17 protein-coding genes are annotated in these 12801 nt (G+C 49.7%); 1 reads left to right on the top strand and 16 read right to left on the bottom strand.

Annotated elements, in window-relative coordinates; translation table 11 throughout:
• Nucleotides 1–10: 10 nt before the first annotated feature.
• The 6 genes from mobQ to NE547_RS10870 form a co-directional block, all read right to left on the bottom strand.
• Nucleotides 11–1591 (bottom strand): MobQ family relaxase, encoded by a 1581-nt coding sequence (mobQ, locus tag NE547_RS10895; protein ID WP_156066939.1) that lies wholly within the window; start codon nt 1589–1591, stop codon nt 11–13.
• 182 nt (nt 1592–1773) lie between these two features.
• Nucleotides 1774–2178 (bottom strand): hypothetical protein, encoded by a 405-nt coding sequence (locus NE547_RS10890; RefSeq protein WP_195371016.1) that lies wholly within the window; start codon nt 2176–2178, stop codon nt 1774–1776.
• Between the two features lie 21 nt (nt 2179–2199).
• A complete protein-coding gene (locus NE547_RS10885; RefSeq protein WP_002594807.1) occupies nt 2200–2454 on the bottom strand; it encodes a CPCC family cysteine-rich protein in 255 nt (84 codons plus the stop codon).
• A 311-nt stretch (nt 2455–2765) separates the two neighbouring features.
• Nucleotides 2766–3062 (bottom strand): DUF3847 domain-containing protein, encoded by a 297-nt coding sequence (locus NE547_RS10880; protein ID WP_002594808.1) that lies wholly within the window; start codon nt 3060–3062, stop codon nt 2766–2768.
• Complete coding sequence (locus NE547_RS10875) at nt 3055–3396, bottom strand: DeoR family transcriptional regulator (protein ID WP_173772494.1); 342 nt, start codon at nt 3394–3396, stop codon at nt 3055–3057. The genes NE547_RS10880 and NE547_RS10875 overlap by 8 nt, the downstream gene beginning before the upstream one ends.
• The gene (locus NE547_RS10870; RefSeq protein WP_002304353.1) at nt 3393–3581 is read right to left on the bottom strand and encodes a hypothetical protein; all 189 of its coding nucleotides are present in this window, start codon (nt 3579–3581) and stop codon (nt 3393–3395) included. Before NE547_RS10870 ends, NE547_RS10875 begins: the two co-directional genes overlap by 4 nt.
• Before the next feature lie 484 nt (nt 3582–4065).
• On the opposite strand from NE547_RS10870, the gene NE547_RS10865 reads away from it, so the two are divergent.
• Nucleotides 4066–4872 (top strand): helix-turn-helix domain-containing protein, encoded by an 807-nt coding sequence (locus NE547_RS10865; protein WP_002594811.1) that lies wholly within the window; start codon nt 4066–4068, stop codon nt 4870–4872.
• 97 nt (nt 4873–4969) lie between these two features.
• Here NE547_RS10865 and NE547_RS10860 read toward each other — a convergent pair whose 3' ends face one another.
• The 10 genes from NE547_RS10860 to NE547_RS10815 all read right to left on the bottom strand — a co-directional run bounded on the left by NE547_RS10860 (nt 4970) and on the right by NE547_RS10815 (nt 12327).
• On the bottom strand, nt 4970–5494 hold the full coding sequence (locus tag NE547_RS10860; protein WP_040647981.1) for a hypothetical protein: 525 nt from the start codon (nt 5492–5494) through the stop codon (nt 4970–4972).
• A gap of 54 nt (nt 5495–5548) precedes the next feature.
• Nucleotides 5549–5926, bottom strand: coding sequence for a TnpV protein (locus tag NE547_RS10855; RefSeq protein ID WP_003533403.1), 378 nt, complete (start codon nt 5924–5926; stop codon nt 5549–5551).
• The gene (locus NE547_RS10850) at nt 5886–6158 is read right to left on the bottom strand and encodes a helix-turn-helix transcriptional regulator (RefSeq protein WP_002593556.1); all 273 of its coding nucleotides are present in this window, start codon (nt 6156–6158) and stop codon (nt 5886–5888) included. Before NE547_RS10850 ends, NE547_RS10855 begins: the two co-directional genes overlap by 41 nt.
• Nucleotides 6159–6439: 281 nt before the next feature.
• The gene (locus NE547_RS10845; protein ID WP_256175931.1) at nt 6440–8050 is read right to left on the bottom strand and encodes a recombinase family protein; all 1611 of its coding nucleotides are present in this window, start codon (nt 8048–8050) and stop codon (nt 6440–6442) included.
• Between the two features lie 111 nt (nt 8051–8161).
• Nucleotides 8162–8350: a transposon-encoded TnpW family protein gene (locus NE547_RS10840; RefSeq protein WP_002569233.1), complete on the bottom strand. Its 189-nt coding sequence runs from the start codon at nt 8348–8350 to the stop codon at nt 8162–8164.
• Nucleotides 8347–9201 carry an ATP-binding protein gene (locus tag NE547_RS10835; RefSeq protein WP_009255551.1) on the bottom strand — a complete coding sequence of 285 codons (855 nt, stop codon included), beginning with the start codon at nt 9199–9201 and terminating at the stop codon, nt 8347–8349. The genes NE547_RS10840 and NE547_RS10835 overlap by 4 nt, the downstream gene beginning before the upstream one ends.
• Nucleotides 9198–9947, bottom strand: coding sequence for a phage replisome organizer N-terminal domain-containing protein (locus tag NE547_RS10830; protein ID WP_256175930.1), 750 nt, complete (start codon nt 9945–9947; stop codon nt 9198–9200). The genes NE547_RS10835 and NE547_RS10830 overlap by 4 nt, the downstream gene beginning before the upstream one ends.
• On the bottom strand, nt 9937–10149 hold the full coding sequence (locus NE547_RS10825; RefSeq protein ID WP_039891482.1) for a hypothetical protein: 213 nt from the start codon (nt 10147–10149) through the stop codon (nt 9937–9939). The genes NE547_RS10830 and NE547_RS10825 overlap by 11 nt, the downstream gene beginning before the upstream one ends.
• 185 nt (nt 10150–10334) lie before the next feature.
• Nucleotides 10335–11957, bottom strand: a complete 1623-nt coding sequence (locus NE547_RS10820; RefSeq protein ID WP_154251100.1) for a relaxase/mobilization nuclease domain-containing protein — start codon at nt 11955–11957, stop codon at nt 10335–10337.
• Nucleotides 11929–12327, bottom strand: coding sequence for a plasmid mobilization relaxosome protein MobC (locus tag NE547_RS10815; protein ID WP_256175929.1), 399 nt, complete (start codon nt 12325–12327; stop codon nt 11929–11931). Before NE547_RS10815 ends, NE547_RS10820 begins: the two co-directional genes overlap by 29 nt.
• Nucleotides 12328–12801 lie beyond the last annotated feature (474 nt).

Raw genomic sequence — 12801 nt, 5'->3', positions numbered from 1 at the left:
CAAGTGCCTGTTAAAGTTCCATATCCTGTTGTCTGTGTTTCGCCTGTGCCGGGGCGGTTCTTTGAGCCTTTTTCTCGTCTGCCTTATCCTGCAAGACTTCCTTGATGGGCTGCTTCTTAGGCGGCTCTTTACTTTCCTCTGTGCCGGGTGTGGCTTTCCGTACCCAGTAGCGGATGTCCCGCAGCTTCTTCAAATCCTCCTGTACCTCGGTCAGTGGTACTTTCAACTCTGCGATTTCTTCCAGAAGCGTTTCCTGCTCCTCTTGCAGCTCCTTTTGGGTACTGTCCTTATCATCTGGGTGCTTGGCAAGGTAGGCGGCGGCTTTTTCATACCGGGCAACCTCCGAGTGTTCCTGTTTGAATTTCTCCTTTGTTTTCTTAAAAAATATCTTCTGGTACTTCTCATAGACAGGCTTACATTCCTTGCAGTCTGTCCGGCTGGCAAGAATCCCGTCAATCACTTTGCTTCGGGCTTCCTTTGGCTTCATCTGATTGCGGTAATCTGCGGCTGATTTCCCGGAAGATTCCAGAAACGCTTCTAAGTCCTCCACAGTGGAAAGCCCCTTTTGCCGGAGATAGGACAGGGCTTCGCTGACTGCCTTTAAGTCCTGTGAAGTCCCCCGGTTCTGTCCAGCCCTCGTCCAGTCCTTCCGTTCTTCCTTTCGTATCTCCATGTACTTCATCAGCAGATTGGGAAGAAGTGTCGCTTCCTCCGCCGCTTTTTGTGCAAGCAGCTCTTTCCGTTTTTCTCCCAGCTCGGTAATCCAGCCTTTGAGGTTTTGGATAAGCTGCCGGATGGACTTCATCAGGCGGTTGGCGGCTCTGATTTCCCGGTTCAGGTTTCCGATATTCGTCTGGATACCACGCTTTTCCATCTGCCGGACAGCAGCCCCCTCATGGACAGTGGGGACAATATCAAGCCCCTGTCTGGCATAGGAACGCAAGTCCACACGCTCCGGACGGTCATTGGCTTCCAGATAGCGGTTCTGGATGACCTCCCATTCATGCCGCCAGATTTCGCAATACTTCTGGTCGTTCCAATCCACCGTATCCTCCTTGTGGCTTTTCCATCTGCCGGACGGAAGTTTTATCCGTTCCCCGTTTTCGTCAAGGTCATAAACCTTGCGGCTCTTGGGAAGCCATTTTCCATGTTCGTCCATTGCCCTCATAGTGAGCATGACATGGGCGTGGGGATTGTGTCCCGGCGGATGGGGGTCATGGATTGCAAAATCAGCAATCATGCCTTTGGAAACAAACTGCTGCTCACAAAACTCCCGGACAAGGACAGCATACTGGTCGGGTGGTATCTCTCTTGGGATGGTAAGCACCCACCGCCTTGCAAGCTGGGAGTTCCATTGCTTTTCCACCGCTTCGGCGGCGTTCCATAAGGTATTGCGGTCTGCATACGACCGTGGGGCGTTTGCCGGGAGCAGAATTTCATTGTGGATAATACCACGCTTTTCCGGGTAGTGCTTCACTTGCTGGTCGTATTCACAGAACAGCTTTTCGCCGCTTTGGTAAGCAGCGGCGGCAACCGCAGACTGCCGCTGGCTGCGCTGAACAATCGTGATTTCGTTGTGTGGGCAGGGCATTTCGTGTCCCTCCTTTCGGTAATTGGTGGATGGGGTGGCGTTTTACCACCTCATTTTGGCAGAAAAAAAGCAGGAGACCTTTTTCAGATTTCCTGCTCGGTGTGCCGCTGTGAGGGCGGCGGATATTTAGCTGTAAAAGTTCGGGACAAGTTGACCCGATGGGTAGATGGTACACTTAAAAATTATGGTTCTCTTGTCATTAGCTCATTAGCATAATGATTAAGAGCTTCACAAGGTTCATATTTGCATTTATAACCAATACCGTCAATTATAATAAATGGATTGTATGCTATAATCTCCACTTGAGAACCATCTGCCAAAGACAGAGTGAAAATAACTGCTTGTCCGTCATATTCTGTATATGAGTTGTCCTTATTGTAAATAACTACCTCATTGAGATATGATACTAATTCCTCTGTTTCTACTATCTGAATTGTTGTATCAGGTGGCGATAACCGAACACTTGCCGAAGTAATATCTGCTGCCTCTAAATTTTTGAATGGTCTATGAGCAGAAAACAAAAGAAAGCTAATACCTATACCGATTAAACATATCAGTGCAATTAACAAAAACTTTTTATGCTTCATTTGATTCTCCTTTACACACTACTATGAAATTTCTTTTTCATCATCTCTTGGTAGTCGGACATAACACACCATTTCTTTTTCACAAGCTCCGAATGTTGAGAAATTTAATTTTGCTTCTTTTAGTGTTATTCCATGATTAGAGTCGCTTGGTTCGTTATCAGAAGCAATGAACGGGTCATTCTCCCAAAAACAAACGGGACAGATATACCCACAATCTTCATTTGCCGGAACATTATAGGTAAAATATCCGCAGCAAGGACATTGGTATTTTTTCATATAAACCTCCCGTTTAAGCCTTGACCTCAAATTCCTGATTTATTTCTGACTTTATTATACTTCATCGATTATCGAAAAGATAGCATATTTTATGAAACTTGTCAGATGGGAACAGCTTGCAGCGCAAGGTGTCCCCAGATGGCAAGTCCACAAAAGGGTAGCTGGCGGCAGCCAGCGCAGGGGAAGCGTAGCGTCCCCTGTATGATTTGGAGCAGACCATGACTGCGGAAAATCACAGCCCTCCGGCGAGGAGCCTTCGGAGAACGCAATGCACCAACCTCTGGGTGGTGTATAATTGCGCCCTTAGTAAACTAAGGGGTTTCCGGTTTCTCCCGTTCCAGCAGTTTTTTCAATAGTTCCTGCGTGTCCTGCCTGTGAAAAATGAGTTTCAACAACAGCATGACATCATCATCTGTCAGGCGTTCCGGCTCTTGCAGAAAACTTTCCAGCATACCGCCACGAGTACAGAGCCGGTGCGTCCGTTCCTTTCGGGTAAGCTGCTTTAACTGGTGCTGCAATGCCTTTTCATCATTGATGGCTTTCCGCAGTTTCTTTTCGCTTTTCTCCAACTCCCGATTGAGTTTTTCCAGCTTTGAGGTATCAGGCAAGGGCAGCGTCCTCCTTTCCCGGTATCAGCACATAAATCCTGTTTGGTTCTCCAACGCCCTGACGCACCCGCATGATAAGTCCGGCGTTTTCCAGTTCATTCAAAGAACGCTTGACCGTCATAGGACTGCGGGACAGGACTGCGGCAATGGCTGTGACAGGGAAGCAGACAAACAGGATTCCGTTCTCGTCCTCCTGCCCATTGGAGAGCATAGCGTCCAACATCCGGCAGTACATGACCTTTGCGGTGCTGCTGACTGGAAACCCTGTCAACGCTCTTGGAAAAGCCATACAGGGCGGCAATGGTGTGTCTATCGTCATAAATTCAAAATTCATTCGGTGTGTTCCTCCTTTTTCTTTGCTCGTTTGGATAAATAACGGGGGCAGTCAATCACAACCGCCCGGAAGCTCTGCTTGCACCCATGCTGGCATTTCCGGCATAATTCGTTGTAAGTGACACGCCCCCGGTCATTGAGGTAAAAAGAAAGCTCATGCTTCCTCTTTTTGCTCATTCTCGGCATATTGCGCTTCCTCCCGTTTTCGTGTATGGTTTCGGGGCGATTTTCTGCAAAATTACAGCCATAGAGCCGCCTAAAATCTCCCGAAGTATCAGCGATAGGGTAGACTATCCCCCTATCAGATTGTCGTGTTTCGGTATCATTTCGGTGTCAGTTCGCCAGTTCTCCCCGGTGTCGTTCCTCCCCTGAATCTCACAGCGGCGTATCGCTCCCTTTGGTATGCTCGTTTTGGTAAGGGTTCCTCCATATCCCTGCCAAAAGTCATGGCACTACATCGCCGGGGAAGCATATCCCACACAGGCTGGTCATTCGATTGGAATAATCCATCGATGAACTACCTGTATCATAGAACATTTTTGTGCCCTGTGCCGTATGTCCACAAAGTAGGAATTCGGGGTAAAAATCAGAAATTTCCACGATTGCGGAATTGATATGGTATAATCAATTCAACGGTTATAAATGTCGTTAGAAAGGGGGAACTGCTTCAATGAACGGAGCTACTACAATACAGGAACGGCTAAAAGATTTACGATTAAACAAAGGATTAAAACTGGAAGAACTGGCAGAGCAAACAGGTATTTCAAAATCGGCTCTTGGCAGTTATGAAAAAGATGACTATAAGGAAATCAATCATGGCAACCTTATCCTGCTGGCAGATTTTTATGGGGTGTCCCTCGATTATCTCTTTTGCCGGACAGAGAACCGGGCGGAGATCAACACGCCATTAAGGGAGCTGCATTTGAGTGATGAGATGGTAGCACTTCTGAAAAGCGGTCGGATTAACAACCGTCTGCTCTGCGAACTTGCCACCCATAAGGACTTTATCAAGTTTCTTGCGGACATTGAGATTTATGTGGATGGAATTGCCACCATGCAGATTCAGAACCTCAACGCCCTTGTCGATACCGTCCGGCATGAAATCATTGAACGGTATCGCCCCGGCGAAGACGACCCCCATTTGAAAGTGTTGCAAGCCGCCCATATCAGTGATGATGAATATTTCAGCCACATGGTTCTGGATGACCTCAACCTCATTATCCGGGATATTCGGGAAGCCCACAAAAAGGACAGTGAAAGTGCACCCCAGACCACTGTTGCCAATGAACTGAAAGAAAATCTGGAAGCGGTCGAAAACTTCAAGGGTAGCCGGGATGAAAAGCTCGTTGTCCTTTACTGCAAACAGCTCGGCATCAACTATAAAAATCTGTCAGATGAAGAATTTCGCTGGCTGATTCGGATTCTCAAAAAGTCAAAGAAAATGGGAACGCCTATCAGCCAGAGGAAAAAACGATAAAGAAAAACCGCTGTTGCATGGTTTGTTGACTTCCATGTAGCAGCGGTTTTTGCTGGGATTATTCAGTTGAATTTTTAGCACGACAAACTGGAATTTGTCAAAGAGGATTATTCCAATATTCCACAGTATTTCTATTTACATCATAAAAAGTAATATTACCCGCATTTATAGGCAAGACAATCGCAAAAGGTTTATTGCGGTCAATATCAACCACTTGAATTGTGTTGCCATCATCTATTTCAAGTTGTTGCACCTGCTGTTGATTCATAGAAATAAATGCTCGTTCATTATATCCCTCTACAGTAAACTCCACAATTCCTCTTTGAATCCCCGAAAGAGTTCCACCTCCACGGAAAAAATATCCGAAGGAAAGTCCTGGACGATTGACATAGACGGAAAAAGAATGGTCACTCAAATCCTGAGGGTAAGAAATATATGCAGCCATCGTGCTGGAAACGCTTCCATCGACCGTCCAATCATCCTTAATCTTCTGCGACGAACGAATATCTGCCTCCAGCTTAGATGAAGTCACGCCGATCTCATTGTTCGTATAAAGAAAACAAACAAATAAAATACAAGCAAGAACAACCCCTATCACAATTTTAAGAAATATTTTTTTCACGCTATCAAAACTCCTTGTCAACTTTCGATTTGTCATAATCATTCTACCATACCGTTATGAATAAATCATCTCTTGCAAAATAATTTCTTCTGCCCGGTTGTGAATGTTATTGCAACGCTGCACCCATTCCATTTGATGGGTACGCTTCAATTCCTCGGTCACACCATCGGCAGCCTTCATCTGCTCCATGATGGTGTCTAACCGTTCCTGTGCCTGTTCGTTCAGGTCTGCAAGATATGTCCATAACTCCCCGGTCAGTGTCAATGTGTTCAATCTGGCTGGGTGGGCTTCTCTTAAATATTCCCGGTGCATCCGTCCGTACTTTCCGATAGGGCGGTGTTCCTCCGGCAGCTTCAAATCTGGGATATAGTAATCTCCGACAAGGATATAATCAATTCCGTTTTCCGTTATTCTTGGTTTCAATTCGCTCATGTTCCTTACCTCCTGTGGAAGCAGGCTCGTCTGGTACTAACTCAATCACATCGGTAATCTCACAATTCAGCGTTTCGCAGATACGGGCCAATGTATCCATGCTGATGTGCTTTCCCTCTTTGCTCATGTTGGCAATCATATTCGTTGTCATACCGGCGGCAAGCCTTAAATCTTCTTTTCTCATATCACGCTCTAACAGTGTATGCCAGAGTGGTTTATAGCTGATGTGCATATTGTTTTCCTGCCTTTCTATCCATACCACCGGGGCGGCTGCCCCGGCAGGAACTTTTCTCTTATTATAACACCAATCTTGTGTAATCACAATTTATTCTTGTATCCTGCCGCTGATACCGTCTGGATTGTGCTTTTCCTTTCTTTTTGTTCCCTTTAATTAGCCATAAACTGCTTCATGCCCTGAGATTTTACCGATGTGCGATAAAGAAGTAATAGAAGTGTAAAAAATTATGCCGTTCCTATCCGGCACTTGCGCATTGTGTCGGATAGGTCGGGCGGTTATTCGGGCAAGTCCACCTTGCCAACAAAAGAATAATAAATCTCAATGTCCTGTCTGCGGGTCTTGTTCTCGTCATAGCTGCACTCATGCACAACGATTTTCTCTACAAACTCCCGCAGCAGAGTAGGGGTAAGTTCTTCAAAGCTGGTATGCCGCCGGACAACATTCATAAACTTTTCTGCGTTCACGGTGGCTTCCTGTGCTTTGGAAAGCTCCGCTTGAATAGCAGCGGCTCTTTCTTTCAGCTCCCGTTGCTCTGCTTCATAGTCTGCCGACAGCTCTGTGAAACGCTCGTCTGATATGCGCCCGGTCACGCTGTCCTCATACAGCCGCTTGAAGATAGCGGATAACTCGGCTATGCGTTTCTCGGAGGCTTCCAGTTCCTTTTTCTTGGCGGCGTTCCTGCGTTTGCCCCCGTCCTCGTTCTGCTCAATCAAGAGTTTCATAAACCGGGCTTCATGCTTTGCCGCATAGCTGGTCACTTTCCGCAGATTGGAGAGTACACCAGCGGTCAAGAGGTCGGTGCGGATAAAGTGCGCCGTACAGTCATGGGTGCGTTTCTTGTAGTTGCCGCAGATATAACAGTCCTGCTTGCGCTTGTCCGTCTGGTATCGCTGCTGATACATCACGCTGCCGCAGTCCGCACAGAACAGTATGCCGGAGAACAAACCCACTTCATCATAGCGGTTTGGGCGTTTGCGCTGTTTGCGAAGCTCCTGCACCCGTTCCCATGTTTGGGTGTCTATGATAGGCTCGTGGTGGTTCTCGAAAATCACTTGCTTTTCCGGGGGATTTTCTACACTGTGCTTGACTTTGTAAGAAAGTTTTTCTGTCTTGAAATTTACCAGACAGCCTGTGTATTCCCGGTTTTCAAGGATATGCACTACGGTATTGGTCGCCCACTTGCACTCATAGCCGGGGTGGTAGCGGCGGGTGCTGCCCGTCCTGCGGTATTCAAGCGTTCCCGGCGTGGGGATTTGCTGCTCTGTGAGCATACGGGCTATCTTGGTCGGACCGTTCCCGGCAAGGCAGAGGTTGTATATCTGCTTGACTACGGGTGCGGCTTCCTCGTCAATAATGAAATTTTCGTCCTCGTCCATGAGGTAGCCATACACAGGCTTGCTTGTGATGGGCTTGCCACTCATGCCTTTTGAGCGTTTTACCGCCCGTATTTTCTTGCTCGTATCTCTCACCAGCCATTCGTTAAAGATATTCCGCAGCGGGGCAAAGTCATTGTCGCCCTGTGCGCTGTCCACTCCATCATTGATAGCGATGAAGCGGACACCTTTCTGTGGGAAAATCATTTCCGTGTACATTCCCACTTGCAGGTAGTTTCGCCCTAACCTCGACATATCCTTTACGATAACTGTCCCGACTTTTCCGGCTTCAATGTCCGCAAGCATGGCTTGAAAACCGGGTCTTTGAAAGTTCGCACCAGAATAACCGTCGTCCGTGTACCAGCGCAGATTGGAAAAGCCGTTCTGCTTTGCATAGGTTTCAAGGATACGCTTCTGATTGGAAATGGAATTGCTTTCGCCTTGCAGCTCGTCCTCATGGGATAGTCTTGGGTAAAGGGCGGTAATTGGTTGTTGGTTGGTCTGTCTTAACATAAAATCCTCCGTTTCCGACAGCCAGCCCCACTATTCCGTACCTTGATTGTACCACATGGGGCGGCTGTCTGTATAGCGGCAAAAGCGTCAAATCTGCTTCTTTATGGTCGGTCAAATCGCCGTTTTTTGTGTAGCAGCTTCCGCTTCCAGCACTTTCATCATCTTGTCGGCTGCGGTGTCGGTTGCGCCCTGCTTGAAGAAGCCGGAAACGGTAAGGACGGAGTTGCCCATGCGGATTTCCGTCACACAGTCCGGGCGGCGGTCTGTTTTGGTGGTGCTTGTCTGTTTGGTTTCTGTCATAGGCTCTCCTTTCGCTGCTTCATCAGTTGCTTTAAGCGTTCCAGCTTTTCCTGTGCGGTTTCCTTTCGGAAGTTGCTGCCCGTGAAGCGGACGGGGGCGCACATGGAAGTCAGCCTGTCATAGATACGGGCGTGGGGCGTGTCCTGCGGGTGCTGCAATTCCTCCAGCGTGAGGTTGGTCGTGGCGATCAGCGGCTTGCCGCTTCGGTAACGGCTGTCAATCACGCTGTAAACCTGTTCCAGCCCGTATTCTGTTCCTCGCTCCATACCAAAATCATCAAGTATCAGCAGGGGGTAGCTGCAAAGGCGGGAAATATATTCGTTCCTGCCCTCAAAGCTGGCGGCAAGGTCACCCAGTATCGTTGCAAAGTTTGTCATGCACACCGGGACTTCCTGCTCCATAAGGGCGTTGGCGATACAGGCGGCAAGGTAGCTTTTTCCCGTCCCCACGCCTCCCCAAAACAGGTAGCCGATATTTTCAGCCTGCATGGTTTCCCAGCTCTCCACATAAAAGCGGGCGGTTTCGGTCTGTGGGTTTCTGCCGTTGTCATGCTCAAATGTCCAGTTCCGCATAGCAGGGTCAGTAAAGCCCCGGCGTTTCAAGTCCTCCACTTTTTCAAGGTGCTTCTGTCGGCTTTCGGCGGCTTGCTGCTTTTCACGGGCTGCCCGCTGGCAGTCGCAGTCTGTTGGGTGGCGGTCACGCCCGAAACAAGTCTTTCCCTCTGCAAAATAGGCTTCTTTGGGCGTATGGCACTTACCGCAGTATAAAAGCCCGTCCTCGCCTGTGTAATCCTCCGCTTCGGTGGTAGTGGTTGTAATGTCCGTAATCATAGCTTCAATCTCGTTTTTCATAAGCTCTCGCCCTCCTTGCATGAATAATCGGGTATGCCCTGTTTCGGGGCAGCCTTGCCTTTGGCAGCGTCTTCCTGCGCCCACTTGTAAATGGTGGCTGCATGGCTGTGGTACTGCTTCCCAGTGGAAGCGATATGGCAGGAAAGCCGGTCAAGGTAATACTCCCACTTGTCGGGCAGCTCTGTTTTCAGCCCGGAAAGCTCTGTATCGGTCAGTATCACATTGTTGTATCTGCCATAAGCGGCGGGGGCGGGGTGTCCCGTTTCTCCCTCTCTCTCTTTTTCTATCTCTATCTCTTTCTCTAACTCTATCTCTTTCTCTGGTGGACGAATGTCGGACAAATGTCCGCCTTTTGTCCGGGGCGGTAAAAGTGCCTTGTTTTCCAGCCTTGCAGCCCGTTTTCGCTCGGCTTCGGTAGAGGACTGTCCTATCATCAACTCAATGTCGGTCATATAGAAAGCCCCGCTGTCAAGCTGCTCCACAAGCCCCAACTGCCGGAAAATCTCCAAAGCCCTCTCAACCGTTCCTATCTGGTGGCGGGTCAGTGTCGCTATCATCTGCGCTGTGTAGGGGATATGCTCGTCAAGCTGCAATTTCCCGCCGTTTTTCAGCGATTTTAAGTACAGCTTCAAGAGGATATTGGAGTATAAAATCCCGTCTTTCATATCTTCCAGCAGCACAATGGAGTCGCTGTCAAAAAAGTTCTCTTTCAGCTTGAGGTAGTAATATTTGCGGTTATCTGCCATTGTCCCTGTCCTCCTTTTTCCGGCGTTTGGAGTAGTAGTGGGGGCAGAGTATGATAATCGCCCGGAAGCTCTGCTTGCAGCTATGGGTACAGCCCCGGCAGAGGTCATTGTATGTGATACGGTCGCAGGTGGAATTCCCGACTTTCACTTGCCGCAGGAAAAAAGACCATTCCAGCCGCCGTTTCTTGCTCATTCTTGGCATGGGTGCGCTCCTTTCTGCCGTTTCCGCTGGTGTGACGGTATCGGCGGTAATTCTGTATCATCTCGGTATCATTTTCGGGGTTTTTCTGCCCTGTAAGCCCGTCAAAAAATCCTTTGGTATTTGCGGATAGGGTACGGGGCAGCCCCCTTGTTCTGTATAGGTTCGGGTACATTTTGGGGCGGTTTTTATCGTTCCTGTTCCTGCCTTTTCACAGGCTTGCGCTCCCGGTGTAAAATCTGGTCGATATTGCCCTTGACAGTCTGTAAGCGGCGGTATTCCTCCCGTTTTGCCCGGTAATCGTTGTAGCCGCTGTTTTTCTCTTGGATAAGGGTTTCAATCTCTGCTTGCAGGGCTTTATAGCTCGGCAGCTTGGAAATGCCGTTCTCCCTGAAATAGCGGGCGGCTGCGTCTGCTATGATAAAGTCGCTTTCGTACTTCTGACGGTAGGCTGCTTTTGCTTTGGCGTTTTTCTGCTGTTTCAGCCCGTCCCGGACAGGGCGGGTCTTGGAATAGGCAAGCACCTGTCGTTGCAGCTCCTTTTTCCCGTTCAGCGTCTTTTCCACCTGCTTCAGCTCTGCAAGGCTTTCCTGCATGGCGGCATAGGCGGCAGAACAGGCTTCGTCCAGTTCCTCCGGGGAAGAAAAGCCGTACTGCTGATAGGCGGTAACGGTAGCCGCCATCTGCTTTAGGTTGTGCTTTGCCGCCCAACGGTCATAGCCCACGCCTTTGCCCTCGGCTCGTTTGGCTTCCCGGTCAACCATGCGCTGCAAGGTGTTGTCTGCCGGGGTGGTTTTTGCGGTTTTTTCCCCTTGTGACGGCTTTTTAGCTGCGGCAGGGTATTCGGGTATGGCTTTGGTCTGTTCGGCGGCTCTGTTGGCGTTCTGCGTAAGCAGGGCAAGGACAGCAGCCTTGTCAAAATCGTCCCCCAGCTTCCGGGCTGTGATAGGCTTCGTCCTGTCCGGCGTGAGGTAGGAAAGCCGCCCCCGGCTCTCCTTGACGGTCACACCCTCCCGCAGCAAAAGGGAAGAAAACTCGTCAAAGCTGGCAGCTTGGGAAAGTGCCTGCCGTATCGTCCGGCGCAGCTTCGCCTTGTCCGTTTCAAACTTGGTGGGCTTGGTCGGCTGTCCGGCGGCTTCTCTGGCGGCGTTCTCTTTATCAAGGGCAAGCTGCCCTTTCTTTGCCGCCCAGTATTCCCGTTCGGTTATCCGTTCCTTGCTGCCGTTCAAGAGGTCGATTTGGTAAAGCCCCTCCCGGTGGCACATCTCCATGACTTCACTCTTGAAATATTCCATAGCGGCATTGGTACAGCGGTGCTTGCAGCCCTCCCTTGTGTCGGCTGGTCTGTCCATGTAGGGCAGAAGCGGGACTTCGTAAATCCGCAGGGAGTTGATGACGATATGCACATGGATATTCCCGCTGTGGTTATGCCCGTCCGGGTGGGTGCAGATTAGGGCTTGGTGTCCGGGGAAATGTGCCTTGCAGAACTGTTCCCCCAGTTCCTGCGCCCGGTCTGTGGTCAAGCCGTTGTCTGTCCCGTCCCGTGGGTCAAAGCTGATGATATAGTGGTGGCTTTTCACATCTTCCCGTTTTTGGTTTTTCTCATAGCGGAGATTAGCCCGCATACAGGCAACAGCGAAATCCTCGCCCCCGCAGTTAAGGGAAGAAATGCGGTAATCCTCCCTCGGTATCAGCCGCCCGTTTTCATCAAGGGTGGGCTTCATGGTAAACTCGTCATGCTCAAATGTGAGGTAGGCTTCCGCTGCGCCATAGTCCGCATTTTTAGAGCTGATATGTTTGAATGTTGCCAACAGCGTCACCCACTTTCTGCAAGACTTCAAACTTTAGGGCAGCAAGGTCGGAAACCGCCGCCCGTACCTCCCCGGCAAGCTGCGGGTAGGGGCTGTGCCACTCGTTCAGCGTCCGGGCTATCTGGTTTAAGTTGCCGCCGATCCTGCCGTATTCGGCGGTCAGCTTCCCAACAGCGGCAAGCAGCTCATCATTGACGGGAGAAACGGTTATGATGGGGCGTATGGCTGCCCCGGTTATAGCTTGCCGGATAAACTCGGCTTGGCTCATATTGCAAGCAGAAAGCCGCTGGGCAAACTCGGCGTATTCTTCCTCGGTCATGCGTGTTTTGACTACCCGGCTGCGGTGCGGTGTGTTGTATCGTTTTCGCATGGTAAAACCTCCTTTCGACTGCCGCATGGCTGCGGCGGGATAAGCGGCGTAAGCCGCATGGCAGGGTTTGGGGAAGGCACTCCCCAACAAGATTCCCGCAGGGGCAAAATGAGCGATAAGCGAATTTTGGTACTGCGGTAGAATCTTGCTCTAAGAAACTGCCGGACTGCCGCTCACTTCCTACTGCCACTTTTTCGGGAAATCGCAACCAGTTTTTTCATAAAAGGCTGCGGGCTGGCGTTCTCCCTCTCTTTCTGGCAAAGACTTTTCCGGCGGCTTGGTCTTTCCCAACAATAAGGCGTTTCAGAAGCTGTGTTTTGCCCGCTGCTTGATAGAAAACGGGAATTTCGGTCGTGTCAAGATTTTTTCGCACTTTAGTTTGCAAGCTCTGGCATGAATGGAGTCAGCCGGCAATGGAGGCATCCTCAATGGCGGCCTCCAGGTGCTTCATATTCATGTACTTTTTGTTGCCCC

Origin of the sequence: Flavonifractor sp. DFI.6.63 (assembly GCF_024462255.1) — a bacterium.
GTDB classification, from domain to species: domain Bacteria; phylum Bacillota; class Clostridia; order Oscillospirales; family Oscillospiraceae; genus Lawsonibacter_A; species Lawsonibacter_A hominis.
The sequence above is the reverse complement of the archived record's forward strand: the minus strand, read 5'-3'. Positions and strand labels throughout refer to the sequence as shown.

Coding starts and splice junctions, on each gene's coding strand:
- mobQ (WP_156066939.1), bottom strand. CDS start 1,591: ATGCCCTGCCCACACAACGAAATCACGATTGTTCAGCGCAGCCAGCGG.
- NE547_RS10890 (WP_195371016.1), bottom strand. CDS start 2,178: ATGAAGCATAAAAAGTTTTTGTTAATTGCACTGATATGTTTAATCGGT.
- NE547_RS10885 (WP_002594807.1), bottom strand. CDS start 2,454: ATGAAAAAATACCAATGTCCTTGCTGCGGATATTTTACCTATAATGTT.
- NE547_RS10875 (WP_173772494.1), bottom strand. CDS start 3,396: ATGAATTTTGAATTTATGACGATAGACACACCATTGCCGCCCTGTATG.
- NE547_RS10870 (WP_002304353.1), bottom strand. CDS start 3,581: ATGCCGAGAATGAGCAAAAAGAGGAAGCATGAGCTTTCTTTTTACCTC.
- NE547_RS10865 (WP_002594811.1), top strand. CDS start 4,066: ATGAACGGAGCTACTACAATACAGGAACGGCTAAAAGATTTACGATTA.
- NE547_RS10855 (WP_003533403.1), bottom strand. CDS start 5,926: ATGAGCGAATTGAAACCAAGAATAACGGAAAACGGAATTGATTATATC.
- NE547_RS10850 (WP_002593556.1), bottom strand. CDS start 6,158: ATGCACATCAGCTATAAACCACTCTGGCATACACTGTTAGAGCGTGAT.
- NE547_RS10845 (WP_256175931.1), bottom strand. CDS start 8,050: ATGTTAAGACAGACCAACCAACAACCAATTACCGCCCTTTACCCAAGA.
- NE547_RS10840 (WP_002569233.1), bottom strand. CDS start 8,350: ATGACAGAAACCAAACAGACAAGCACCACCAAAACAGACCGCCGCCCG.
- NE547_RS10835 (WP_009255551.1), bottom strand. CDS start 9,201: ATGAAAAACGAGATTGAAGCTATGATTACGGACATTACAACCACTACC.
- NE547_RS10830 (WP_256175930.1), bottom strand. CDS start 9,947: ATGGCAGATAACCGCAAATATTACTACCTCAAGCTGAAAGAGAACTTT.
- NE547_RS10825 (WP_039891482.1), bottom strand. CDS start 10,149: ATGCCAAGAATGAGCAAGAAACGGCGGCTGGAATGGTCTTTTTTCCTG.
- NE547_RS10815 (WP_256175929.1), bottom strand. CDS start 12,327: ATGCGAAAACGATACAACACACCGCACCGCAGCCGGGTAGTCAAAACA.